21 protein-coding genes and 1 riboswitch are annotated in these 23,643 nt (G+C 69.9%); of the genes, 12 read left to right on the plus strand and 9 right to left on the minus strand.

From position 1 onward, the window contains the following. Positions 1–2 precede the first annotated feature (2 nt). A complete protein-coding gene (locus tag H4281_RS29510; protein WP_182894163.1) occupies positions 3–1,148 on the minus strand; it encodes an acyl-CoA dehydrogenase family protein in 1,146 nt (381 codons plus the stop codon). A gap of 2 nt (positions 1,149–1,150) precedes the next feature. Further along, complete coding sequence (locus H4281_RS29515; protein ID WP_182894164.1) at positions 1,151–1,945, minus strand: enoyl-CoA hydratase-related protein; 795 nt, start codon at positions 1,943–1,945, stop codon at positions 1,151–1,153. 115 nt (positions 1,946–2,060) lie between these two features. Here H4281_RS29515 and H4281_RS29520 point away from each other — a divergent pair, with 115 nt between their 5' ends. Then, positions 2,061–2,687 carry a TetR/AcrR family transcriptional regulator gene (locus H4281_RS29520; RefSeq protein ID WP_182894165.1) on the plus strand — a complete coding sequence of 209 codons (627 nt, stop codon included), beginning with the start codon at positions 2,061–2,063 and terminating at the stop codon, positions 2,685–2,687. A gap of 1 nt (position 2,688) precedes the next feature. Here the strand turns inward: H4281_RS29520 and argS are convergent, their stop codons facing one another. The 3 genes from argS to H4281_RS29535 form a co-directional block, all read right to left on the minus strand. Beyond that, positions 2,689–4,407 carry an arginine--tRNA ligase gene (gene argS, locus H4281_RS29525; protein WP_182894166.1) on the minus strand — a complete coding sequence of 573 codons (1,719 nt, stop codon included), beginning with the start codon at positions 4,405–4,407 and terminating at the stop codon, positions 2,689–2,691. Between the two features lie 57 nt (positions 4,408–4,464). Then, positions 4,465–5,754: an MFS transporter gene (locus H4281_RS29530; RefSeq protein WP_182894167.1), complete on the minus strand. Its 1,290-nt coding sequence runs from the start codon at positions 5,752–5,754 to the stop codon at positions 4,465–4,467. Positions 5,755–6,256: 502 nt separating this feature from the next. Then, positions 6,257–8,374 carry a RecQ family ATP-dependent DNA helicase gene (locus H4281_RS29535; RefSeq protein ID WP_182894168.1) on the minus strand — a complete coding sequence of 706 codons (2,118 nt, stop codon included), beginning with the start codon at positions 8,372–8,374 and terminating at the stop codon, positions 6,257–6,259. Positions 8,375–8,540: 166 nt separating this feature from the next. Between H4281_RS29535 and nadD the strand changes: the two genes are divergently transcribed. The 5 genes from nadD to H4281_RS29560 are packed head-to-tail and all read left to right on the plus strand — an operon-like array spanning position 8,541 to position 11,788. Continuing rightward, positions 8,541–9,140 carry a nicotinate-nucleotide adenylyltransferase gene (gene nadD / locus H4281_RS29540; protein ID WP_182894169.1) on the plus strand — a complete coding sequence of 200 codons (600 nt, stop codon included), beginning with the start codon at positions 8,541–8,543 and terminating at the stop codon, positions 9,138–9,140. Positions 9,141–9,185: 45 nt separating this feature from the next. After that, complete coding sequence (rsfS, locus tag H4281_RS29545; RefSeq protein WP_182894170.1) at positions 9,186–9,593, plus strand: ribosome silencing factor; 408 nt, start codon at positions 9,186–9,188, stop codon at positions 9,591–9,593. Beyond that, entirely contained in the window at positions 9,590–10,204 is a 615-nt protein-coding gene (locus tag H4281_RS29550) for a histidine phosphatase family protein (RefSeq protein ID WP_182894171.1), read from the plus strand. The genes rsfS and H4281_RS29550 overlap by 4 nt, the downstream gene beginning before the upstream one ends. A gap of 5 nt (positions 10,205–10,209) precedes the next feature. Beyond that, a complete protein-coding gene (octT, locus tag H4281_RS29555; protein WP_037813716.1) occupies positions 10,210–10,938 on the plus strand; it encodes a diglucosylglycerate octanoyltransferase in 729 nt (242 codons plus the stop codon). A gap of 4 nt (positions 10,939–10,942) precedes the next feature. Then, positions 10,943–11,788 carry a DegV family protein gene (locus H4281_RS29560; RefSeq protein WP_182894172.1) on the plus strand — a complete coding sequence of 282 codons (846 nt, stop codon included), beginning with the start codon at positions 10,943–10,945 and terminating at the stop codon, positions 11,786–11,788. Positions 11,789–11,941: 153 nt separating this feature from the next. On the opposite strand, the gene H4281_RS29565 is transcribed toward H4281_RS29560, so the two are convergent. After that, positions 11,942–12,472 carry a GNAT family N-acetyltransferase gene (locus H4281_RS29565; RefSeq protein WP_182894173.1) on the minus strand — a complete coding sequence of 177 codons (531 nt, stop codon included), beginning with the start codon at positions 12,470–12,472 and terminating at the stop codon, positions 11,942–11,944. 843 nt (positions 12,473–13,315) lie between these two features. Between H4281_RS29565 and H4281_RS29570 the strand changes: the two genes are divergently transcribed. Together H4281_RS29570 and H4281_RS29575 are read left to right on the plus strand one after the other, a co-directional pair. Then, on the plus strand, positions 13,316–14,056 hold the full coding sequence (locus tag H4281_RS29570) for a helix-hairpin-helix domain-containing protein (RefSeq protein WP_312872201.1): 741 nt from the start codon (positions 13,316–13,318) through the stop codon (positions 14,054–14,056). Continuing rightward, positions 14,053–16,431 (plus strand): ComEC/Rec2 family competence protein, encoded by a 2,379-nt coding sequence (locus H4281_RS29575; protein ID WP_182894175.1) that lies wholly within the window; start codon positions 14,053–14,055, stop codon positions 16,429–16,431. The genes H4281_RS29570 and H4281_RS29575 overlap by 4 nt, the downstream gene beginning before the upstream one ends. A gap of 24 nt (positions 16,432–16,455) precedes the next feature. On the opposite strand, the gene thrC is transcribed toward H4281_RS29575, so the two are convergent. Then, the gene (thrC, locus tag H4281_RS29580; RefSeq protein ID WP_182894176.1) at positions 16,456–17,721 is read right to left on the minus strand and encodes a threonine synthase; all 1,266 of its coding nucleotides are present in this window, start codon (positions 17,719–17,721) and stop codon (positions 16,456–16,458) included. A gap of 13 nt (positions 17,722–17,734) precedes the next feature. Further along, a riboswitch (SAM riboswitch) is annotated at positions 17,735–17,868 on the minus strand. A 131-nt stretch (positions 17,869–17,999) separates the two neighbouring features. On the opposite strand from thrC, the gene holA reads away from it, so the two are divergent. Then, the gene (holA, locus tag H4281_RS29585; protein WP_182894177.1) at positions 18,000–18,971 is read left to right on the plus strand and encodes a DNA polymerase III subunit delta; all 972 of its coding nucleotides are present in this window, start codon (positions 18,000–18,002) and stop codon (positions 18,969–18,971) included. A 113-nt stretch (positions 18,972–19,084) separates the two neighbouring features. Here holA and rpsT read toward each other — a convergent pair whose 3' ends face one another. After that, a complete protein-coding gene (gene rpsT, locus H4281_RS29590) occupies positions 19,085–19,345 on the minus strand; it encodes a 30S ribosomal protein S20 (RefSeq protein WP_182894178.1) in 261 nt (86 codons plus the stop codon). A gap of 395 nt (positions 19,346–19,740) precedes the next feature. On the opposite strand from rpsT, the gene H4281_RS29595 reads away from it, so the two are divergent. Both H4281_RS29595 and H4281_RS29600 read left to right on the plus strand, forming a co-directional pair. Then, on the plus strand, positions 19,741–20,604 hold the full coding sequence (locus H4281_RS29595; RefSeq protein ID WP_182894179.1) for a DMT family transporter: 864 nt from the start codon (positions 19,741–19,743) through the stop codon (positions 20,602–20,604). Between the two features lie 22 nt (positions 20,605–20,626). Then, positions 20,627–21,001 (plus strand): VOC family protein, encoded by a 375-nt coding sequence (locus H4281_RS29600; RefSeq protein WP_009081033.1) that lies wholly within the window; start codon positions 20,627–20,629, stop codon positions 20,999–21,001. Here H4281_RS29600 and H4281_RS29605 read toward each other — a convergent pair. After that, entirely contained in the window at positions 20,998–21,609 is a 612-nt protein-coding gene (locus H4281_RS29605; RefSeq protein WP_182894180.1) for a class I SAM-dependent methyltransferase, read from the minus strand. The genes H4281_RS29600 and H4281_RS29605 overlap by 4 nt on opposite strands. 116 nt (positions 21,610–21,725) lie before the next feature. Here H4281_RS29605 and lepA point away from each other — a divergent pair, with 116 nt between their 5' ends. Next, complete coding sequence (gene lepA / locus H4281_RS29610; RefSeq protein WP_182894181.1) at positions 21,726–23,576, plus strand: translation elongation factor 4; 1,851 nt, start codon at positions 21,726–21,728, stop codon at positions 23,574–23,576. The last annotated feature ends 67 nt before the right edge of the window (positions 23,577–23,643 follow it).

Genomic DNA, 23,643 nt, shown 5'->3' on the forward strand with positions numbered 1-23,643 from the left:
CTTTAGGGGGCGTAGGCGCGGCCGAGCAGATTGCGCGCGATGACGAGCTTCGACACCTGTGCGGTGCCGTCGCCGATTTCGAGGCCGATCACGTCGCGAAGCCGCTGCCCGACGGGACTTTCGCTGGAGTACCCGAGGTGCCCGAAGGTCAGCAGGCACTGGTGGATGGTCTCGGCGGCCAGCTTCGGCGCCCAGAACTTCGCCATCGCGGCCTCGGTGCTGTGCTCGACGTCGTTGTCCTTCCGCCACAACGCCTCGTAACAGACGTGCCGGGCTCCGCGCAGGTAGGTCGCCTGCTCGGCAAGCGGGAACGCGACGCCCTGGAAGGTGCCGATCGGGCTGCCGAAGGCCTCGCGGTCGCGCGACCATTGCAACGCCTCGTCGAGCGAAACCTGCGCTGCGCCAAGGCAAGCGAGGCCGATGATCGCGCGCGAATAGTCGAAACCCTGCATCACCGAGACGAACCCTTGGCCCTCGCCGCCGACCAACGCTTCCTTCGGGACGGGCAGCCCGTCGAAGTGCAATGAAGCGCGTCCGATCGCCCGGCTGCCGAGGTCGTCGAACGCCGCCCGCGAGACATGCGCGTCGTCCAGTTCGACCCAGAACGCGCTGACGCCGCGGGCGCCGGGGCCGCCGGTGCGGGAGAGCACGAGCGCGACGTCAGCGGACATGCCCAGCGTGATCGACGTTTTCTCGCCGGTGAGCCGCCAGCCGTCGCCGTCCGGTTCGGCCTTCATCTCCAGCTTCGCGGCATCGGTGCCGTGCCCGGGTTCGGTGATGCAGAACGCGGGCACGACCTCGCCGGACGCGATCGGCGGCAGCCACGCCGCCTGCTGCTCCTCGGTCGCGTTGCGGGTGAGGATGTCGCTGACCAGCGCGCTGACGATGATCAGGTAAGCCGCGTTGAAGTCGCCGCGCGCGACCTCCTCGGCGGCCATCCCGGCGACGACCGCGCTGGCCTCCTGGCCGCCGTGCCGTTCCGGGATGCGCAGGCCGGTCAGGCCCATCGAGGCCAGGTCCGCGACGAGCTGAGGCCGCAGCTTCGCCGCCTTGTCGTCGGATTGGTAATGCGGTGCAAGGACTTTCGCCGCGAACCGGCGCAGCTCTTGCCGGTAGGCGTCCTCGTCGCCGGTGAAGGTGAAGTCCATGGTCAGTGCCAGTTCACGTGCGAGACGAAGTCCGGCTTGCGCTTCTCCGCAAACGCTTGCGCACCCTCCAGGCCCTCCGGCGAGGCAGTGAACAGGTCGAGCGCGGACATGGCCAAATTGGACAGTCCGGCCTGGTGATCGGTGTCCGCGTTGAAGGACTGCTTGAGAAACCGCAGTGCGGTCGGGCTCAGCGCGGCAGCGTCCTGGGCCCACGCCTTGGCGGTCTTGAGCAGTTCGCCCGGCGGGACGACGGCGTTGACCAGGCCCATCCGCTCGGCTTCGGCCGCGTCGTACTGGCGGCAGAAGAACCAGATCTCGCGTGCCTTCTTCTCGCCGACGACCCGTGCGAGATACGCCGAGCCGAACCCGGCGTCGAACGACCCGACCCGCGGACCGGCCTGGCCGAACCGCGCGGTCTCGCTGGCGATCGTGACGTCGCACAGGACGTGCAGCACGTGCCCGCCGCCGATCGCGACGCCGTTGACCGCGGCGATCACCGGCTTCGGGATGTCGCGGATGAGCTTGTGCAGGTTGCCGATCTCGAACATGCCGCTCTCGGTCGGGCCGTAGTCGCCGGTCTCCGCGCGCTGTTTGACGTCGCCGCCGGTGCAGAACGCCTTCTCGCCGGCTCCGGTGAGGATCACCGCCTGCACGTGCTTGTCCGCCCACGCCAAGCGGAACGCCTTGATCAGCTCGTCGACCGTCCGCCCGCGGAAGGCGTTGTAGCGCTCCGGCCGGTCGATCGTGACGACCGCGGCCGGACCGTCGATTTCGTACCGGATGTCCTCGAACTCCATCGTTCGCTCCCGTCTGTCGTCTGACCACGGTGACAAAATTTGACTGATGAGTCAAGAGTTGAACGCGTAGTCAGCCGGTAGGCTTCCAGGACAGCGGAAAACCGGGAGGAGCAGGATGGGCGCGGTGAAACCGCCGTCCGAGCGCGTTCAGCGCAAGCGGGGCAAGCGGATCCAGGAGATCCTGACGGCGGCGGCCGAGCTGTTCGGCGAACGCGGCTACGACGCGGTGAGCCTGGAGCACGTCGCCGAGCGCCTGGACGTCACGAAGGGCTCGCTGTACTACTACTTCTCCAGCAAGGACGAGCTGGGCACGGCCGCGATCGAGACGCTCGGCGACGAGTGGACGGCCCGGCTGGAGCACCTGCTCGAACGCACCGAGGGCACGCCGGAAGTCCGGCTGCGCGCGTTGATCCACGAGCACGTCACGGTCGCGGTCAACGACTATCCGGCGGCGCTGCGGCTGTTCCTGATGCCGCGCGAATGGCCGAGCGCGCAACGCGAGCGGATCAAGGAGCTCCGCCTGCGCCACGACGCGCTTTTCCGCGCGCTGATCGAAGAAGGCTTAGCGAGCGGCGAGTTCGCCGTCACCAGCGTCGACACCGTGCTGCAGTGCATGCACGCAGCGATGAGCCAGGCTCCGACGTGGTGCGGTGAACTGCCGCCCGCCGCGCGGGGGAAAGCCGTGGACGAGGTCGCCGACACGCTGATGGCGCTCGTCCACATTGGACAGCTCGGCCGCTGAGCTAGAGGCGGTTCGGGGCTTCGATGCCCAGCAACCCCAAGCCCTGCACGAGCGTGCGCGAGGTGAGCTTCGCGAGCTGCACCCGCGAAGCGCGCAGCTCGGACGTCTCCGCGGTCAGCACCGGGCACTGTTCGTAGAAGCGCGAGAAGGTGACTGCGGTGTCGTACAGGTACGTACAGAGCTTGTGCGGCGCGTACGCGGACGTCGCCGCGCTGATCGCTTCGCTGAACCGCAGCAGCGTCAGCGCGAGCGCGCGTTCCGCCGGTTCTTTGAGCAGCACTGGTGCTTCTTCGGCGGTTTCGCCTGCCTTGGCGAGGATCGACTCGATCCGTGCGTGCGCGTACTGCAGGTAGACGGACGTATTGCCGTCCTTGGCGAGCATGCGGTCCCAGTCGAACACGTAGTCGCGTTCGCGGTCGCTGGAAAGGTCGGCGTACTTCACCGCGCCGATCCCGACCGCGTGCGCGACCTCCTGCTGCTCTTCCTTGCTGAGCTGACTGCGCTCGGCAACGACTTCCGCGGCTTGTGCGACCGCTTCGTCGAGCAGGCTGGAGAGTTTGATCGTCTCGCCGGCGCGGGTGCGGATCACCTTGCCGTCCGCGCCGAGGATCGAGCCGAACCCGATGTGCTCGGCGTGCACGCCGTCGAGCCAGCCTGCCGCGCGGGACACCGCGAAGACCATCGCGAAGTGCTGTGCCTGCGGGGCGCCGACGACGTACAGCAAGTCGGTCGCGCCGCGTTCGGCGGTCCAGTACCGGACGGTGGCGAGGTCGGTGGCCGCGTAGCCGTAGCCGCCGTCGCGTTTGCGGACGATCAGCGGGAGCCGGTCGCCCTCGCGGTTGGTGAAGCCCTCGGGGAACACGCAGACCGCGCCGTCGCTGATCTCGGTGAGCCCGTCGGCTTCGAGTTCGTCGACGACCTCGCCCAGGTACGGGTTGTAGAAGCTTTCGCCGTAGATGTCGTCGTCGGTGAGCGTGATGCCGAGCCTGCGGTAGGCGGCGTTGAAGTGCCGTGTCGACTCGTCGACCAGCTCCTGCCAGAAGGCGAGCGTTTCCGGGTCGCCGCTCTGGAGTTTCACCACCCGCTCGCGGGAGCGGTTCGCGAAGGCCTCGTCGGCGTCGAACTTCCGGCGCGCGGCCTGGTAGAACGCGTTGAGGTCGCTGCGGTCGCCGGACGGTTCGTCGAGGTGGTGCTCGATGAGCATGCCGAAGGGCGTGCCCCAGTCGCCGAGGTGGTTGTGCGGCAGCACTTCGTGCCCGGCGAAGCGCAGCAGCCTGGTGATCGCGTCGCCGATCACCGTGGAGCGCACGTGCCCGACGTGCATTTCCTTGGCGACGTTGGGACTGCTGTAGTCGAGCGCGACCCGGCGCGGCTGTTCGGCTTCCGCCACGCCGAGCCGGTCGTCCTTCGCCTGCTCGGCGACGCGCTGCTCGAGCCATTCGCGGCGCAGCACGAAGTTCAGGAATCCGGGCCCGGCGATCTCGGGCCGGTCGGCGACGCCGTCCAGTTCCAGGTTCTCGACGATCCCGGCGGCGACCTCGCGCGGCGGCTTGCCGAGCCGTTTGCCGAGGCTCATCGCCAGGTTGCACTGGTAGTCGACACCGTCGCGAGTGGACACCGCGATGAGCGCCGCGGACGGGTCGAGATCGACGTCGAAGGCGCGGCGGAGAGCGGCCACCACGCGTCGGGCCAGTTCCTCACTAACCTCGGGCTTGCGCACGGTGTCCCTCCTTCGCGTAGTCGATCGGCAAAGCCTACCGACCGCGCGCGAACGGGTTTACCTCAGTTCGCTGCCCTTCGTTTCGGGCATCCGGAGGATCACGAAGAACGCGATCGCCGCCCCGGCGGCTACGTACCAGAAGAACGCGGTGGCAGCGCCCGCCGCGGACAACGCGCTGAGCACGAGCGGCGCGGTCCCGCCGAACACGGCGACGGTCAGGTTGTACCAAGCGCCGATGCCGAGCCCGCGGAGTTCGGTGGGGAAGAGCTCGCTCATGATCGCCGGGGCGAGCGAGGTCATCGCGGTGTAGAGCGCGAGGCCGACGCAGAACACGATGAGCAGATTCCCGAACCCGGGCCGCACGAGGTAGGAGAGCGGGACGATGACGAGTGCCGTCGCCCCGGACCAGACCAGCAGCTGAGGCCGCCGTCCGACCCGGTCCGCGAGGGCGCCCATCGGGTACTGGAGGACGACGAACAGCGCGGTCGCGATGGAAAGCGCGAGGAAGGTGTCGACGTCGTCCGCGCCGCGCCCCTTGACGGCGAAGGACGTGAGGGCGCTGAAGAAGGTGTAGTAGCACAGCGTCGAGAGCATCGAGAACCCGATGAGCTGCCCGACCGCCCGCGGATGCTGGGTGATCGTGGTGAGCAGCGGCCGCTGAACCTGCCGCGCGGTCTCCTTTTTCTCGTGGTACAGCTCGGTTTCCGCGAGACTGCGGCGCAGCCACAGCCCGACCAGCCCGAGCACCCCGCCGAGCAGGAACGGAATCCGCCAGCCGAACGAGCTGAGATGCGCCTTGTCCATCGTGCGGGCGAGCACGAACCCGAGCACCGTCGCGATGAGGACCGCGGACCCGGTGGAGATGTAGAAGAAGGACGAGTAGCGCCCCCGCCGCTCCTTGGGCGCGACCTCGCCGAGGTACGCGGAAGCGTTGGAAACCTCGCCGCCGAGCGAAAGCCCCTGCGCGATCCGCGCGAGCAGCAGGAGAATCGGAGCGAGCCACCCGACCTGCGCGAACGTGGGAAGCAGCCCGATCGCGACCGACCCGCCCGCCATCAGCGAAATGGTGAGAATCATGGCGGGCTTGCGCCCGTGCACGTCGGCGAACCGCCCGAGCAGCACGCCGCCGAGCGGCCGGAAGAAGAACGCGAGCGCGTAGGTCGCGAACGTGTTGATCAGGGCGAGCGTTTCGTTGCCAGGAGGGAAGAACGCGCCGGCGAAGTAGATGCTGAAGGTCGCGTAGATCGTCCAGTCGAACCACTCGAGCGCATTGCCCGCGCTGGCAGCGAACAACTTCCGCACCGGCAACCGATGCCGGGCGATGCCTTCGGTCGCAGAACCGGCCATCGGGCAACCTCCACACGTCCGCACGGGTGGAACGGGACTTTGCCAGAAATGCCCGGAGATCGGTAGATCCCGGCAAAGGATGGCAGTTGGTGCTTGTCCCACTGCGGTCCGTGACGCGGGATTGCCGTTGCCGCAGGCGATGCTGCTGGGATGCGAGTGGCTCGTCGGTCGCCGTGCGAGCAGACGGAACGTCGGCGGCCTCGCGCCCGGTCCCCGCTCGCCGCGCCTGGCAGCCAGCCGTCGCCTCCGGCCGCCGAAGCCGATCGCGCCTAGCCGCCTCGCCGCCGAGCCGATCGTGCCTAGCCGCCTAGCCGCCGAAGCCGATCGTGCCTAGCCGCCTAGCCGCCTAGCCGCCGAAGCCGATCGTGCCGCCGAGCCGATCGCGCCTAGCCTCCAAGCCGCCGAGCCGATCCCGCACGACGGCCCAGGCATGAAGGCGCCCACCAGCCGCCGACCCCGGCCACCCATGCCGTCCCGCCCAGCCACCCAGGCCCAGCTCGCCTCAAGCAGTAGTGGCCAGCGCGAACGGCAGCACCCCCTCCGCCCCGGCCCGGCGCAGCAGCCGTGCCGCCAGTGTCATCGTCCAGCCGGTGTCGATCAGGTCGTCCACCAGCAGCACGGGCCCGCGCGTCTGCGCGACGCTCGCCGCCACGTCCTCCGGCAGGCTCAGCCTCCGCCACAGATCGGCCAGCCGCTGCGCGCTGTTCGCCTGCCGCGGCGGCGGTCCGGCCGACGCCAGCTCTCCCAGGTAGTCCAGCCTGCCGATCGCCGACAGCCGCAGTGCGAGGCTGTCCACCAGTTGCGGCCGCGTCGCCGACGGGATCGCCACCACCGCCACCGGACGTTGCGCCCACTGCCATCCCGCGAGCACCTTCACGCACGCGTCGAAAACCGAGTCGGGGACCTCGGCGTCCGGCGCGCCCGGGCCGAGCAGTTCGCGCAGCCTGCCGCCCCAGCCGACGTCCGTGAGCCGGCCGAGCACCTGTCCCGGCTCGGCCTGCTCCTCCGTCTTGATCCGGCCCGACAGCGGCACGTCGAGCCCTTTCATCCCGCTCGGCCACTGTTTCCGCGGCGCCACCTCGACCCCGGGCCGGTCCAGCCGTTCCCGCGTGGCGCCCGCGATCTCGTCGGACACCGCCGTGCTCCAGTGCTCCCCGGTGCAGTTGTCGCACCGGCCGCACGGCGCTGCCTCCGGATCGTCGAGCTGCCGCCGCAGATACTCCATCCGGCACCCGCCAGTGCGGATGTACCCGAGCATCGCCTCCTGCTCCGCCGCCCGCGCGACACCGACGCGTTCGTACCGTTCCCGGTCGTACTCCCACGGCTGGCCGGTGCTCTCCCAGCCGCCGCGCACCCGGCGCACCGCACCGTCCACATCGAGCACTTTCAGCACCATCTCCAGCCGAGACCGGGAAAGCTCGACCGACGGCTCCAGTGCGGCTGTCGAAAGTGGACGGTCGGCGTACGCGAGCGCGTTGAGCACCTGCGTGACGCGCAGTTCGTCCGGGAACGCCAGCGACCCGAAGTACGCCCAGATCGCCTTGTCCTCCCGTCCGGGCAGCAGCACCACCTCGGCCCGTTCGACGCCACGGCCGGCGCGGCCGACCTGCTGGTAGTAGGCGATCGGCGACGACGGCGCGCCGAGGTGCACCACGAACCCGAGGTCCGGCTTGTCGAAGCCCATCCCGAGCGCGGACGTCGCCACCAGCGCCTTGACCCGGTTCTCCAGCAGGTCGTCCTCCGCGGCCTGGCGGTCGGCCGGATCGGTCTTGCCGGTGTAGGCGGCCACCGGATAACCGCGATCGGACAGCAGCGCGGTGACGTCGTGCGCGGCGGCGACGGTGAGGGTGTAGATGATGCCCGACCCCGGCAGCTCCGCCAGGTGTTCGGCGAGCCACGCCAGCCGCGCTTCGTCGCTGGGCAGTTCGGCCACGGCCAGCCGCAGGCTTTCCCGGTCGAGCGGACCGCGCAGGACGAGCGTGTCCGTCTCGCCGCCGATGCCGAGCTGCTCGGCGACGTCCGTGGCCACCCGGTCGTTCGCGGTCGCGGTGGTGGCCAGCACCGGCACGCCTTCCGGCAGATCGCCCAGCAGCGTGCGCAGCCGCCGGTAGTCCGGCCGGAAATCGTGGCCCCAGTCGGAAATGCAGTGCGCCTCGTCCACCACCAGCAGGCCGGCGCTGGCGGTGAGCTTCGGCAGCACGCTGTCGCGGAAGTCCGGGTTGTTGAGCCGTTCCGGACTGACCAGCAGCACGTCCACCTCGCCCGCGGCCACCGACGCCTGGACCTGGTCCCACTCCTGCGCGTTCGCCGAGTTGATGGTGGCCGCGTGGATCCCCGCCCTGGCGGCGGCGGAGATCTGGTTGCGCATCAGGGCGAGCAGCGGCGACACGATCACCGTCGGTCCCGCTCCCTGTTCCCGCAGCAGCGCGGTGGCGAGGAAGTACACGGCCGACTTCCCCCAGCCGGTGCGCTGCACGACGAGCGCGCGCCGGTGGTGCGCGACCAGCGCCTCGATGGCGGTCCACTGGTCCTCTCGGAGGGCGGCGCTGTCCCCGGCGAGCGCCCGGAGCAGGGCTTCCGCGCGGGTCCGGAGGTCTGGGGTGGTGTCGGTGATGTCCACGTCCCCCGGTCTACCCCATGCCCCCGACAATCCGGGAGCCGCCCGGACCGCGACGGACAGTTTCCACCTGAGAACGCACAGTTATGTGACTCATGTCACAACAGTAACCTAGGTCGCAGTCGCGACGGGAAGCCCTCGCGTGCCCGCGCGTATAGGCTCACCGGCTATGTCACCACGCCGGATCGGGGTCATGGGCGGCACCTTCGACCCCGTGCACCACGGCCACCTCGTCGCGGCCAGCGAGGTCCAGTCGCGGTTCGCGCTCGACGAGGTCATCTTCGTGCCGACCGGGCAGCCGTGGCAGAAGTCCGGCCGCCGCGTCACGCGCGCCGAGGACCGCTACCTGATGACGGTCATCGCCACCGCGTCCAACCCGGTCTTCTCGGTGAGCCGGGTCGACATCGACCGCGGCGGCCAGACCTACACCGTCGACACGCTGCGGGACCTGCACGAGGAGTACCCGGACGACGAGCTGTTCTTCATCACCGGGGCCGACGCCCTAGAGCAGATCCTCACCTGGCACAAGGCCGGCGAGCTGTTCGACTTCGCGCATTTCATCGGCGTCACCCGGCCGGGCTACCGGCTCAATTCGCACCATCTGCCGAGCGGCAAGGTGAGCCTGGTCGAGGTCACCGCCATGGCCATTTCGTCCACCGGATGCCGCGAACGCGTCGAACGCGGCGAGCCGGTCTGGTACCTCGTGCCCGACGGCGTTGTGCGCTACATCGCCAAGAAGGACCTCTACCGCAAGGACGCCGATGCCTGACCGGGTACCCTCGTCCGGGCGTACCCGAAATCTTGAAGGAGCACTGTGGCAGCGACGTCCGAGGCACGGGACCTGGCGGTGGCGGCCGCGCACGCGGCGGCGGACAAGCTGGCCAGCGACGTGGTCGTGCTGGACGTGTCCGAGCAGCTCGTGATCACCGACGCGTTCGTGATCGCGTCCGCGGCCAACGAGCGGCAGGTCGGCGCGATCGTCGACAACGTGGAGGAGAAGCTCCGCCTGGAGGGGCACAAACCGGTGCGGCGCGAAGGCGCGCGCGAGGGCCGGTGGGTGCTGCTCGACTACGTCGACGTCGTCGTGCACGTCCAGCACGCGGACGAGCGCTCGTTCTACGGCCTCGAGCGGCTGTGGAAGGACTGCCCGCGGATCGAGGTCGAAGGGCTGGCGACGGTCCCCGCCAACGACAGCGACGACGCGGACGGCCCGGAGGCGTGAGCCCGCGGCGGCTGCTGCTCTGGCGGCACGGCGAGACGGACTACAACGCCGCCGGCCGCATGCAGGGACACCTCGATTCGGCGCTGACCCCGGTCGGCTGGAACCAGGCGCGCTTCGCCGTGCCCGCGCTCGCGCGGTTCGCGCCGGAGCTGGTGATCGCGTCCGATCTGCGCCGCGCCACTGACACGGCGACGGTGCTCACCGAGGCGATCGGCGTGCCGCTGCAGATCGACAAGCGGCTGCGCGAGACGCATCTGGGCGAGTGGCAGGGCCTGACCGGGGCCGAGGTCGACGAGGGTTATCCCGGCGATCGCGAGCTGTGGCGCGGCGACGCCGCGTGGGCCCCGCCGGGCGGCGAGTCCCGCGTCGAGGTCGCCGAACGCGCGGCCGAGGTGGTCGACGACCTGATGCAGCCGAACTCCGGAGCCGGGGAATCGGTGCTGCTCGCCTCGCACGGCGGCCTGATCCTCGCGCTGACGGCGAAGCTGCTCGGCCTTCCGGTCGAGGTCTGGCCGTCGCTGGGCGGGATCATGAACTGCCACTGGGTCGACCTCGGCCACCGCGAGGGGAAGTGGCGGTTGCACGCGTACAACGCGGGCATCACCGGCTGACCCGAATGAGCCCCCAGTTGCTCGTCTTCGGCGATTCACTCTGTTTCCACGGCCCCGAGGGCCCTTGCGCGGCCGACGATCCGCGCCTGTGGCCCAACGTCGCGGCGAACGCGCTGTCCGGACAAGCCGACCTCGTCGCAGGTATCGGCTGGACCGCACGCGACCTGTGGTGGTCTCTCACTGGCGACCCGCGCGTGTGGGCGGATCTGCGGCGCGTCGACGCTGTCGTGCTCGCTGTCGGCCACATGGACACGCTGCCGTCACCGTTGCCGACTTATCTGCGTCAGGGCCTTCGCTATCTTCGCCCTGACGGCGTGCGTCGCGTTGTACGCGGCGCCTATCTCGCTGCGCAGCCACGGTTGTCTGTCGTGATGCGCGGACGTCCTCGCGTGCTTCCTGCGCGGCTGACCGTGAGCTATCTGGACCAGTCCGTCGAAGCGTTGCGCGCGTTGCGGCCTGAGTTGCCTGTGTTCGGGATGCTGCCTTCGGTGCACCGCGCTGATGCGTACGGACGCGTACACACGGGACGCGCCGAAGCGGCCGCTGCAATCGCTTCGTGGGCCGCGCGACGCGAAGTGCCGTTGCTCGACACGCCCGGCGTGGTTGGCGAACATGTCTTGAGCGGCGCGGGAAATCCCGACGGCATGCACTGGGGATGGGCCGGACACGAAGCCGTCGGCACCGCGATGGCGAAACTCGTTGCCCCGCACCTCGGCTCCGGCCACGTAGGCTGACGACGTGTCGGTCGCCGTGGTCACGGACTCCACCGCGCACCTGCCCGAAGGCTTCGCCGAGCGGCACTCGGTGCGGGTGGTGCCCTTGCACGTCCTCGTGGAAGGGGCGTGCTCGCTCGACGGCATCGAGATGGGTCCCGCCGCGCTCGCGGAAGCGCTGGGGGAGCGCAAGATCGTCACGACTTCCCGGCCGACTCCCGCCGAGTTCGCCACCGAATTCCGGGCCGCGCTCGACGCGGGCGCGGACGCGGTCGTGTCAGTGCACCTGTCGAGAGAGCTGTCCGGCACCTGGGAAGCCGCCGTTCTGGCAGCGGAAGAAGTCGGCTCGGACCGGGTCCGCGTCGTCGATTCCCGCACCACAGCGATGGGTTTGGGCTTCGCCGCCCTGCACGCCGCGGACGCCGCCGCTTCCGGGGCCAGCCCAGCGGAAGTCGAAGAGGCCGCGACGAAAGCGGCCGAACGGTCGTCGACGTTGTTCGTGGTCGAGACGTTGGAACACCTGCGCCGCGGCGGCCGGATCGGCTCGGCCGCGGCATTGTTCGGCACCGCGCTGGCGGTTAAACCGGTGCTGCACATGTCCGACGGCCGGATTCTGCCGCTGGAGAAAGTGCGCACGATGAACCGCGCGATCGGGCGGTTGGTCGAGTTGTCCGTACAGGCGGCGGGCACCGGGCCGGTCGAACTGGCGGTGCATCATCTCGCGTCGCCGGAGCGAGCCGTCGAACTGGCGAACCGGCTCGAAGAAGCGATCCCGGGGTGCGCCGGGGGATGCGTGGTGTCGGAGATCGGCGCGGTCATCGGTGCGCACACCGGGCCTGGCGTGCTCGGCGTGGTCGTGCAGCGCGCCTAACCGGATTCCGGGTTGCCGAATCGCGCGAGCAGGTGCCAGACGCGCTTGAGGTCTTGTTCGTCGTGGCCAGCGGCTTTTCCGAGTATCCGCGGGTCGAGGTGCCCTTCCCCGGCGAGTTCGGCGCCGAGCGCGGCGAACTCCGGCCCGCGGTAATCAGGGTGCCGGAGCCGCCCGGATGCGCGGAACCTCTTGGGCGGCAAGGATTCGAGTGCCCTCGGCGAGAATTTCGTCGAGGTAGCCGTTGCCGCGATGCTCGGGCAGGACGGCCAGGTAGCCGATGACGGGGTGGTAATCGTTGCGCGCCGGCGTGACGAACCCGACCGGCGTGCCGTCGGGCAGCGCGGCGACCCGCCACCAGTCCCGCAGGCTGCGGTCGTGCGCCAATTCGTCCTCGTAATGCCGGATCGCCGCTTCGCGAGCGGACATTCGGGCGAGATCGTCGCGGCTGTGGGCGTCGAGCGTTCCGTCCAAGACTCGGGTCATCAAGTCGAGGACCTCGTCTTCGCCGCGGATCTTCCGGAAGACCAGCCGTTTGTATGGCGGGGCGACCGGAGTCCCTTGCCGCCGCTCGAAACGCGGCCGCTCGGCGAGCAGACGAGCCCCGGTCTGTTCGAGCGCGGTCATCCGGTCCTCGACAACGCGCCGGGTCTCGGCTTTTTCGCGCCAGTCAGGTGTTTGAGGCAAGATTTCCGCCTTCGCGGTCCGGAGCAGCCGAGCGCCGACGGTCACCTCCTCAAGATCGAAGAAGTCCAGCAGAAACGGGACAGGTTCGTCGACGCGGCCCCACCACGCTGCCCTGGCGACGACCTCGCCGCCGCGGAGCGCGACCCACGTCCACTCCGGCCGGTGGCGAGTTCGTGGTCGAGGGCGTAAGTGAGTCGGCAGAAGAGATCGAGTTCTTCTTGCCCAGAGATCGGGCCCAAGATCAGGCCGTTGTGGTCCACAGCTGCGGCAAGCTCCCGTTCGACGGCTGGCTGCCAGGTCTGGCGGATGAGGTCGGCGGATGCGAAGGCCTTTCGATCACCGGTGCCGCAGGCCGAACCCGCCAGTATGACCGCGTGCCCCGACAAGCTCCGGCGCGTGACCTGCGCTGACCGGCGAGTTGTCCCCAAGGGGCGGGTTGTCCACAGATCGCGCGGAACCCTCTCGCCGCCGGACCGGCCGACGCCTAGCGTCGATCGTGTGTTCGAGCACTCCGCCCGAGACCAGGGCACTCCCGTCAACGTCAGGCTCACCTGGCTGGCCGACCAGCTGGCCGCCGTTCCGCACCTCGCCGGACCCGGCAGCGGGCCGGCACGCCGCTGGCTGCCTCTCGGTCGCGCGGGCCGGTCAGCGCGCAGCCGGGGGAGTGCGGCGGCAACGGCAGGCAGCCAGCCGCCCACGGGCACGGAGTGGGAACCGAACTCTCGCCCGTCTGCGGGCGCTGACGGCGCAATGCCGCACTCCCGCACCGCGGGTTCGAAAGCTGGGCTGTCTGCTGACAGTTCACCACTACTGGGCGGCCCGTCGGCGGACGGTGCGCCGCTCGTGCGGCCACCGGGCCGCAAAGCCCGCCTGTCCGCACTCGCCGACAGCCCAACCCCTCCGGAAAGCCCATTGCCAGGCGGCAAACTGGTCCGCAGCTGGCTGCCGGAACACACCGAACATCGCCTGGCCCGTCGCTGGCTCCCCGGCTCAACCGGTCTGCCGGGCTTCCTGGGCCGCCGGGGAATGATCTTCGCCCTGGCTTTGCTGGCAGCCGCTGCCGTCATCGCCGGAGGCTTGGCCATCTTCGGTCGCTCACCCGCGGCCGAAGTCGCCCCGCCGCTCCCGGCGGCGCGTGCGCAAGTGCCGCACGCGTCGAAAACCAACGAGAACCTGGTAATCAGCGTAGTCGGCCACGTGCGCTCGCCGGGGCTGGTTACCGTGCCGGCGGGTTCCCGCGTCGCCGACGCACTCCGCGCAGCGGGCGGTGCCAACCCAGGCGTCGACCTGACCGCACTGAACCTCGCCCGCAAACTCACCGACGGGGAGCAGGTGGCGGTCGGCGTCCCGGCTGCGCAAGCAGCGCCGGCGGGCTCAGGAGCCGCAGCCAGCAAAGTCGACCTGAACTCCGCGACCGCCGACCAACTCGACAGCCTCCCCGGCGTCGGTGAAGTCACCGCCCGGCGGATCACCGACTGGCGCACCCAGCACGGCGGATTCTCGAGCGTGGAACAACTCCGCGACGTCGACGGCATTGGCCAGAGCAAGTTCGAGAAGCTCCGCGAGCAGGTGACCGTCGGATGAAGCTGGAAATCGAGGAAGAGGCGCGGCGCGATCACGATTTCCGTCTCGTTCCCGCTGCCGTCGCCGGATGGGCGGCCACGCTCGCCGGACTGCAACTCGGCTGGTGGGTCGCAACAGTGATCGGTGCCGTAGCGGTGGTCGGCGCTGCAGTGCTCCTAGCGCGCGGTCGTGCCAGATACGTCGGAGCCGGGGGAGCGCTGCTGCTGGTCGGGCTCATTGCTGCCGTGCCAACCGCGCTGCGCATTCACGACGCAGCGTCCGACCCGTTGGGGGCCGCTGCCGCACGTGGCGTCACCGCGACGCTGCGGGTCGAGATCAGCGAGCGGCCGCGGCCGATTCACCAAGCTGGCTATGCGGACCAGCAAGCAGGAACCAGGTCGGTGGCGATCCCCGCCCGGGTCGCAACGGCCACAGTGGACGGTCAGCCAGTCGAATCGACCGGCCGGGCCCTGTTGCTGGCACCAGTCGCGGAATGGGGCGGCTTGCTGCCCGGCCAGGAGGTAACGGCGTCCGGTCGCCTCCTGCCCGCACGCGGCGGCGAGCTAACCGCGGCAGTCCTCTCCGTTCGTGCCGCGCCAGTCGGCGTCGGGCCAGCACCGTGGTGGCAGCAAGCCGCTGCGGCCCTGCGGAACAGCTTGCATTCGCTGTGCGCGATCCTGCCGGAAGAACCAGCGGGCCTTCTGCCCGGACTGGTGCTAGGCGACACGAGCGCGCTGCCGCAACGGGTCGAGGGGGAGTTCAAGGCCTCCGGGCTCACCCACTTGATGGCCGTGAGCGGCGGGAACCTTGTGATCATCGGTGGAGCCGTCCTGCTGCTGTGCCGATTGGTCCGAGCAGGTCCGAGGTTGTCCGCCGCAGCGGCTGGCACCTGCTTGGCGGGATTCCTCGTCCTGGTGGGCCCTGAACCGAGCGTGGTGCGGGCAGGCGTCATGGGCGGCATCGGCCTGCTCGCGCTGGCACTGGGACGACGTGGTTCAGCGTTGCCCGCATTGGCCTTCGCGGTGTGCGCACTGGTGGCGTGGGATCCGACGATGGCGGGTAATTTCGGCTTCGCACTGTCGGTGCTCGCCACGGCGGGGCTGGTGCTGCTCGCGCCGCGCTGGGCGGATTCGTTGGTGCGAAGGGGAGTTCCAGCCGGTTACGCCGAAGGGCTCGCTGTTCCGCTAGCCGCGTTCGTGGTCACCGCGCCCATCATCGCCGGTATGGCAGGCACGGTCAGCCTGGTCTCCGTCGTGACCAATGTCCTTGCGGCGCCAGTAGTTGCGCCGGTGACTGTGCTGGGAGTGCTGGCAACAGTCGTCGGACCGTGGTGGCCAGGTGCGGGTCAGGTGCTGATCCACGCAGCAGGTCCGGAAGCCCGATGGCTGATCACCGTCGCCCGGCATGGGGCGAGAGCGCCGGGCGCGACGCTGTCCTGGCCTGGCGGCTGGTGGGGCGGACTGTGCGCGGCGGCTTTGCTGGTCGCAGTCGTGGTGGCGGCGCGGTTTCGTCGGATCCGGCTGCTGGTGGCGATCGGACTGGTCGTCGTGCTGTTGACGGTCGTGCCTGCCAAAGTCTTGGCACCTGGCTGGCCGCCGGACGGCTGGGCGATGGTGGAATGCGATGTCGGACAAGGAGATGCGGTCGTCCTGGCCACCGCCGAGCCTGGCCGCGCCGTGGTCGTCGACACCGGGCCGGAACCAGGGCCGGTCGACGAATGCCTGCGAAGGCTGGGCGTCGAGCGGGTGCCGTTGCTCGTGCTGAGTCACCTGCACGCGGATCACATCGGCGGTCTCGCCTCGGTATTCGACGGTCGGGCAGTCGGTGCGATCGCGGTTGGACCAGGGCGTGCTCCGGCGTGGGCGTGGCAGTCGGTTTCCGGCGAAGCGCGGCGCCGTGGCGTGCCGCTGGCGCAGTTGAGCGATGGGCAGCGGCTGGAATGGCCGGGGCTGTCGCTGGAGGTGCTCGGTCCGCGCTACGCCACCACGCGTGCACCGGCGTTGCAGGACGGCACGATGATCAACAACAGTTCGGTCGTCCTGCGCGCCGAAACAGCGGCTGGCCGGGTCTTGCTGACCGGAGACGTCGAACTGGCCGCACAGGCGGATCTGCTCGCCGAGGGCGTCGACCTGCGAGCGGACGTCCTGAAGGTGCCGCATCACGGCTCGCGGTATTCGCTGCCGCAGTTCCTCGCGGCGGTGCGGCCGCGCACGGCGCTGATCAGTGTCGGCGCGGGCAACGGATACGGCCATCCGAGCAAGTCCACAGTGGACGTTCTCGGCACGATGGGAGTGCTGGTCACCCGGACCGATGTGGACGGTGACACCGCCGTCCTGCCGGAAGGAAGCGGCCCGGCGGTTGTGCGCCGGGGCGAGCCGCGGGGTCCCCCGCGGTAGTGCGGAGGACCCCGGGCCGGTGCGTCAGTAGCCGAGCGCCTTGGCGACGGCTTCGGCGGACGGCGGCACGGTGGCCTTCGGGCCGATGTGGTTCTCGACCGCGTCGAGGGTCTTGAGGCCGTCGCCGGTGATGAGGAGGACGGTTTCGGCGTCCGGGTCGAGCTTGCCGGTTTCGACGAGCTTCTTCGCGGTCGCCACGGTGACGCCGCCCGCGGTTTCGGTGAAGATGCCTTCGGTGCGCGCGAGCAGCCGGATGCCTTCGACGACCTCTTCGTCGGTGACGTCCTCGATCGCGCCGCCGGTGCGGTTGACCACGTCGAGCACGTACGGGCCGTCGGCCGGGTTGCCGATCGCGAGCGAGCGGGCGATCGTGTCCGGCTTGACCGGCTGGACGACGTCGTGGCCGTTGCGGTACGCGGTGGAGACCGGCGAGCAGCCGGTGGCCTGTGCGCCGAAGACCTTGTACGGGCTGGCGTCCACGAGACCGAGCTGGCCCAGTTCGCGGAAACCCTTGTCCACCTTGGTGAGCTGGGAACCGGAGGCGATCGGCACGACGATCTGCTCGGGGATGCGCCAGCCGAGCTGCTCGGCGACCTCGTAGGCGAGCGTCTTCGAGCCCTCGGAGTAGTACGGGCGGACGTTGACGTTCACGAACGCCCACTTCGGGTGCTCGGCGGCCAGTTCGGTGGCGAGCCGGTTCACGTCGTCGTAGTTGCCGTCGACGGCGATCAGGTCGCCGTCGTAGACGGCGGTGGTGAGGATCTTCGCGCGTTCGAGGCTCTTCGGGATCAGCACGACCGACCGCCAGCCGGCGCGGGCCGCCGCGGCGGCGGTCGCGTTGGCCAGGTTGCCGGTCGACGGACACGCGAGGACCTCGAAACCGAACTCGCGGGCGGCGGCGAGCGCGACGGCGACCACGCGGTCCTTGAACGAGTGCGTCGGGTTGCCGGTGTCGTCCTTGACCCACACGCGCTTGAGGCCGAGTTCCTTCGCGAGCCGGTCGGCGCGGACGAGCCTGGTACAGCCGGGTTCGGTGTTCGGAGTCTCCTCGACGGTCGAGGGGACGGGAAGGAGCTTCTTGTAACGCCAGATGTTGCGCGGGCCCGCCTCGATGTCCTCGCGGCGGACGTGGCCGAAGTCGTAGGCGACCTCGAGCGGCGAGAAGTCTTCGACGGAGACGAATTCCGGAGCGAGCGGCTGCCGGTGCCCTTCTTCCTTCGACACCAGTTCGACGGCCGGACCGAGGTCGATCGTCTTGTTGGCGGAGGTGGCGCTGAGGGCTGCAGTCATCGCGAGGTTCCTTTCCTCATCTGCCCCGCCGAAGCGGGCCGGAATTGGCACCGTGGTCGTCAGCTACCCCGCGATCGCGGGATGACAGGCTGTACGCCGGTTGCCGGGGCTTCGTCGGGCCGTTCCCTCTGCCCCTCTGGATGAGCGGTATTCGGTTGTCGGAGCGCCGGTGGGCGCGTCCTCGGCTACACCGTACGACATCCCGATCAGCTCGTGCCACGGAGGCGGCCCACATCACCGGAGCGGACGGCCCGGCGGCCGGGTGAGAAGATGGCCGGGTGACCACCGCACCCGCGCCGCTGCACCTCGTCACGGGCGAGGAAGAACTGCTCATCGAACGGGCTGTGCGAGCGTCTCTCGACGCGGCCAAGGCCGCGGACCCGACGGCGGACCTCACGCGCATGCGGGTGTCCGATCTCACACCGCCTGTGCTGGCCGAGCTGGTGAGCCCTTCGCTGTTCGCCGAGGGGCGCGTCATCGTGCTGGAGTCGGCGCAGGACATCTCGCAGGAGCTGTCCGACGCGGTCCTCGCGTACGTGAAGGCACCCGCCGACGGCATCGTCCTCGTGGTCGTGCACAGCGGCGGCGGGCGGAGCAAGGCTGCCAAGGCACTGCCGGGCGCGTTGAAAAAAGCGGGCGCGGAAATCACCGAATGCCCCAAGCTCACCAAGCCGGCCGAGCGCGAGGCGTTCGTCCGCAACGAGGTGCGCCGAGCGGGCGGCAAGATCGACGCCGCGGGGCTGATGGCGCTGCTCGACTCGGTCGGTTCGGACCTGCGCGAGCTGTCCTCGGCGGCGACGCAGCTGGTCGCCGACACCGGGGGAGTCGTCGACGAGCAGGCGGTCCGCCGCTACCACACCGGACGCGCCGACGTGACCGGCTTCGCGGTGGCGGAGAAGGCCGTCGCGGGCGACCGGGCAGCCGCGATGGAGTCGCTGCAGTGGGCGATGCAACTGGGCGTCCCGCACGTCCTGGTGGCCGACGCGCTGGCCGACGCGGTCCGCACGATCGCTCGCGTGTCCGCGGCCGGGCGCGGCAACCCGAACCAGATGGCGGGCGAACTGGGCATGCCGCCGTGGAAGATCCGCAAGGCGCAGGGGCAGTCCCGCGGCTGGGGCCAGGACGGCCTGGCGACCGCGATGCGCGTCGTGGCGCGGCTGAACGCCGAGGTCAAGGGCGCGGCGGCCGATGCGAACTACGCGCTGCAGCGCGCGGTCCTCGACGTGGTCGCGGCCAAGGGAGACCGCTGAGTTTCAAGGCGTCTGCCGCCGCGACCGTTCCTCCGGAGCCGGAGCCGTCCCCTGCTCAGCACACGGAAAAGGCCCGGCAGCCAAAGCCGCCGGGCCTTCCGGAAAGACTGCGCTCAGAGCTGGTTCGCGCGCTTCGCGAGAGCCGACTTCTTGTTCGCGGCCTGGTTGGCGTGGATGACGCCCTTGGTGACGGCCTTGTCGAGCTTGCGAGCGGCGTCGCGCTGCAGTTCGAGGGCCTTGTCCTTGTCACCGGCGTCGGCGGCCTCGCGGAACTTGCGGATCGCGGTCTTCACCGAGGACCGGATCGCCAGGTTGCGCTGCCGCGCCTTCTCGTTCGTCGTGATGCGCTTGACCTGCGACTTGATGTTGGCCATGGAGGCGTTCCTCTTTCACTCGGTGAAGGTCGCTGCCGCGTTTCGTGTGGCTCCGGATCAGTCCCGAGGGACTGCCGGGTTTCCTCCCTGACGGAATGCCGCACGGCAACAGTCGAAAATCTTAACAGCCCTGCTCGCGGCGCTGGAGACGGCCCCGGAGCCGGCAACCGTTCGGCGTTCCGTCCGCGGCTCGGTTACGGTGGATCTCGGTAGTGCCTAGGGTTCCGTCGCCTGCCCGTGGTCCCGCGGAGCGGGTCGCGAAAGACAACGAGGGCGGGCGGGCCTGGTCCGAGCGGCACCTTCGGCGGGACACCGAGCCCTGCCGTTCATCTGACGGGACAAAAGCCTGGAGGACCCGGTCTTCAGCGTGCGCTGAAAACCTGAAAGGGTCGCAGATGAACACCTCTGCCCTCGCCATGGTCCTCGTCGCCGCCGTCGTGCACGCCGCGTGGAACCTCGCCGCCAAACGGGTTTCCGGCGGCGGTCCGCGATTCGTCTGGCTCTACTACACGGTTTCTGCCGCGGCGATGCTCCCGGCGATCGCGGTCGCGCTGGCAGTCGAACCCGAGCGTCCACAATGGACTTGGCTGTTCGCCGCGCTGGGCACCGCGGTGCTGCATGTGGTGTACGGGATCGTGCTGCAGCGCGGCTACGAGGTCGGCGACCTGTCGATCGTCTACCCGCTGGCCCGCGGCACCGGACCGCTGGTGTCGGTGCTCGTGGCTGTCACGGTCCTCGGCGAACGGCCCGGCGTGCTCGGGCTGGTCGGCGCCTTCCTCGTCGTCGCGGGAGTGCTGGTGATCAGCCTCGGCGGCAGCAGCGGCGACGCGAACGCTCGCCGTGCCGGAGTGTTTTACGGCGTCGCCACCGGAACGGTCATCGCGGCTTACACGCTCTGGGACGCGCACTCGGTCACGTCGCTCGGCGTGCCTCCGCTCGTCTACTTCGGCGGCGGCGCGATCGGCCAGAGCATCCTGCTCGCGCCGTCCGCCGCCCGCGGCCGGTCCGAGGTCAAGCGGCTGTGGCGGGACCACCGGCGCGAGGTGCTGATCGTCGGGCTCGCTTCGCCCGCCGGATACCTGCTCGTCCTGTACGCCCTGCGGATCGCGCCGGTCAGCCTCGTCGCGCCGGCGCGCGAGTTGTCGATCGTCTTCGGCGGGGTCGCGGCCTGGCTCGTGCTCCGCGAGCGCAACGCGGTCCGCCGCCTCGCCGGATCGCTGGTGGTGCTGGCCGGGATCGCTGCGATTGCGGTCGCCTGAGCCGCTCGGGTAGGCAGGAGCCATGGACGTACTGAGCAGCCGGGTGCTGATCCACCCCCGCGACCACGAGGTGTCCACCGCGTTCTACCGCGATGCCCTCGGCCTCGCGATCGAGCGCGAGTTCCCCGGCGGCACGCGGTTCTTCGCCGGCGGCGGGTCGATCGAGGTGGTCGGCACGGGCGAGGCGGGGCCCGGTCCGGACGTCAATCTTTTCCTCCAGGTCCGCGATCTCCCGGCGACGCTGGCCGAACTCGCCGGACGCGGGGTCGAACCGGTGCGCGAGGCCCGGCGCGAGCCGTGGGGCACCGACGAGGCGTGGATCGCCGACCCGGACGGGCTGCGGATCGTGCTCGTCGAGGTCCCGGAGGACCATCCGTTGCGCCGCGACCAGCGCTAGGCCGGTTTCACGGCCCGGAGCTGGGCGGCGAGCGCGGCGAACCCCGGCGGGTCCCAGGTCCAGGTCTGCAGGTCGGTGAATCCCGCGGCGGCGGCTTCGCCGGCCAGTTCGTGCCGCGTCACCGGAAGCCACTTCTCGTGCGCCGAAAGCAGCAGCCGCCCGCCCGGCCGCAGCACGCGGAACAATTCGGCGAAGGCCGCCGGGCGGTCTTCCCAGAACTGGACGTTGTTCACGGTCAGCACGACGTCCGCGGACGCGTCCGCGCAACCGGTCCGGGCCGCGCTGCCCGCGCGCACCTCGGCGCGGTCTCCGCAGCGGTCCGTGCAGAGTTCGCGCATCTGCGGGGAGGGTTCGACGCCGATCACCTCGCCGGCGAGTTTGCTCGCCGCGTCGAGGCCGACTCCGGGGCCGGGGCCGATGACGAGCACGGTCTCGTCGGGTTCGAGGCGGGCGAGGCCGACGACGCGGTGCTCGGTCGCGGCGTTGCCGATCGCCATCAGCTTGCCGCCGAGCCTGCCCAGCAGCCCGCTGGGATGGCCGAAGGCCCGGTCGAGGGCGGCGTCGAGGACGCCGGGACCGGGCGGCGAGGGGGAGGGTGAAGTGCTCATGCTTCGAGGTCATCACGAGTCGCGCGGGGCCGCATCGGGGATGACCCCCACCCGCACCCGGAGGTCCATGGGACGATGGGGTACGGACATCCCCCACCATCCCGAGGACAGCCCGAGTGACAGCGCCCAAGACGTTCGCCGACACCACCTTCACGCCGCCGGAGTTGATCCGCAACTTCTGCATCATCGCCCACATCGACCACGGCAAGTCGACGCTGGCGGACCGGATGCTGCAGCTGACCGGCGTCGTCGAGGAGCGAGCCATGCGCGCGCAGTACCTCGACCGCATGGACATCGAGCGGGAACGCGGCATCACGATCAAGGCCCAGAACGTCCGGCTGCCCTGGCAGGTGGACGGCAAGGACCACGTCCTGCACCTGATCGACACGCCCGGCCACGTGGACTTCACCTACGAGGTCTCGCGGGCGCTGGAGGCGTGCGAGGGCGCGATCCTGCTGGTCGACGCCGCGCAGGGGATCGAGGCGCAGACGCTCGCGAACCTGTACCTCGCGCTCGAGAACGACCTGCACATCATCCCGGTGCTGAACAAGATCGACCTGCCCTCGGCGGACCCGGAGAAGTACGCGGCGGAGATCGCGCACATCATCGGCTGCGAGCCCTCGGACGTGCTGCGCGTGTCGGCGAAGACCGGCATGGGCGTGACCGAGCTGCTGGACGAATGCGTGCGCCAGGTCCCGCCGCCGGTGGGCGACGCGGACGCGCCCGCCCGCGCGATGATCTTCGACTCGGTCTACGACACCTACCGCGGCGTCGTGACGTACATCCGCGTGGTGGACGGCAAGATCACGCCGCGCGAGAAGATCAAGATGATGTCGACCGGCGCGACGCACGAACTGCTCGAGGTCGGGATCATCTCGCCGGAGCCGAAGGCCAGCAAGGGACTCGGCGTCGGCGAGGTCGGCTACCTGATCACCGGCGTGAAGGACGTGCGCCAGTCGAAGGTCGGCGACACCGTGACGTCCGAGCGGCACGGCGCGACGGAACCGCTCGCCGGGTATCGCGAACCGAAGCCGATGGTGTTCTCCGGGCTGTACCCGGTGGACGGTTCGGACTACCCCGAGCTGCGCGAGGCGCTGGAGAAGCTGCAGCTCAACGACGCCGCGCTGACCTACGAGCCGGAGACGTCGGTCGCGCTGGGCTTCGGCTTCCGCTGCGGCTTCCTCGGCCTGCTGCACCTGGAGATCACCCGGGACCGGCTGGAGCGCGAGTTCGGCCTCGACCTGATCTCGACCGCGCCGAACGTGGTGTACCGCGTGGTGCTGGAGGACCGCAGCGAGGTCGTCGTCACGAACCCGTCGGACTGGCCGGGCGGGCTCAAGATCTCCGAAGTGCACGAGCCGGTGTCCAAAGTGAGCATCCTCGCGCCGTCGGAGTTCGTGGGCACGATCATGGAGCTGTGCCAGGCGAAGCGCGGCACCCTGCTGGGCATGGACTACTTGTCCGAGGACCGCGTCGAACTGCGTTACACGATCCCGCTGGCGGAGATCATCTTCGACTTCTTCGACACGCTGAAGTCGCGCACGCGCGGTTACGCGTCGCTCGACTACGAGGAGTCCGGCGAGCAGGTGGCGGACCTGGTGAAGGTCGACATCCTGCTGCAGGGCGAGACGGTGGACGCGTTCTCCGCGATCGTGCACAAGGACGCTGCCTACACGTACGGAAACCGCATGGCGACCCGCCTGCGCGAGTTGATTCCGCGGCAGCAGTTCGAGGTCCCGATCCAGGCGGCGATCGGCTCGCGGATCATCGCGCGCGAAACGATCCGCGCCATCCGCAAGGACGTGCTCGCCAAGTGCTACGGCGGCGACATTTCGCGGAAGCGAAAGCTGCTGGAGAAGCAGAAGGAAGGCAAGAAGCGGATGAAGACGGTCGGCCGGGTGGAAGTGCCGCAGGAGGCCTTCGTCGCGGCACTGTCCACTGAGGACAACGGGAAGAACAAGAAGTAGCACCACCTTCGGGTGAACGGCGGCTCCGGGTTTCCGGGGCCGCCGTTTTTTTGTCGGTGGCGGGTGG

Source organism: Amycolatopsis dendrobii, assembly GCF_014145675.1.
Classification (GTDB): domain Bacteria; phylum Actinomycetota; class Actinomycetes; order Mycobacteriales; family Pseudonocardiaceae; genus Amycolatopsis; species Amycolatopsis dendrobii.

What these genes read in the sequence shown, in the direction of transcription:
- H4281_RS29510 (WP_182894163.1), bottom strand. Translation starts at nt 1,148, where the DNA reads ATGGACTTCACCTTCACCGGCGACGAGGACGCCTACCGGCAAGAGCTG.
- H4281_RS29515 (WP_182894164.1), bottom strand. Translation starts at nt 1,945, where the DNA reads ATGGAGTTCGAGGACATCCGGTACGAAATCGACGGTCCGGCCGCGGTC.
- H4281_RS29520 (WP_182894165.1), top strand. Translation starts at nt 2,061, where the DNA reads ATGGGCGCGGTGAAACCGCCGTCCGAGCGCGTTCAGCGCAAGCGGGGC.
- H4281_RS29530 (WP_182894167.1), bottom strand. Translation starts at nt 5,754, where the DNA reads ATGGCCGGTTCTGCGACCGAAGGCATCGCCCGGCATCGGTTGCCGGTG.
- nadD (WP_182894169.1), top strand. Translation starts at nt 8,541, where the DNA reads ATGTCACCACGCCGGATCGGGGTCATGGGCGGCACCTTCGACCCCGTG.
- octT (WP_037813716.1), top strand. Translation starts at nt 10,210, where the DNA reads ATGAGCCCCCAGTTGCTCGTCTTCGGCGATTCACTCTGTTTCCACGGC.
- H4281_RS29575 (WP_182894175.1), top strand. Translation starts at nt 14,053, where the DNA reads ATGAAGCTGGAAATCGAGGAAGAGGCGCGGCGCGATCACGATTTCCGT.
- thrC (WP_182894176.1), bottom strand. Translation starts at nt 17,721, where the DNA reads ATGACTGCAGCCCTCAGCGCCACCTCCGCCAACAAGACGATCGACCTC.
- rpsT (WP_182894178.1), bottom strand. Translation starts at nt 19,345, where the DNA reads ATGGCCAACATCAAGTCGCAGGTCAAGCGCATCACGACGAACGAGAAG.
- H4281_RS29595 (WP_182894179.1), top strand. Translation starts at nt 19,741, where the DNA reads ATGAACACCTCTGCCCTCGCCATGGTCCTCGTCGCCGCCGTCGTGCAC.
- H4281_RS29600 (WP_009081033.1), top strand. Translation starts at nt 20,627, where the DNA reads ATGGACGTACTGAGCAGCCGGGTGCTGATCCACCCCCGCGACCACGAG.
- H4281_RS29605 (WP_182894180.1), bottom strand. Translation starts at nt 21,609, where the DNA reads ATGAGCACTTCACCCTCCCCCTCGCCGCCCGGTCCCGGCGTCCTCGAC.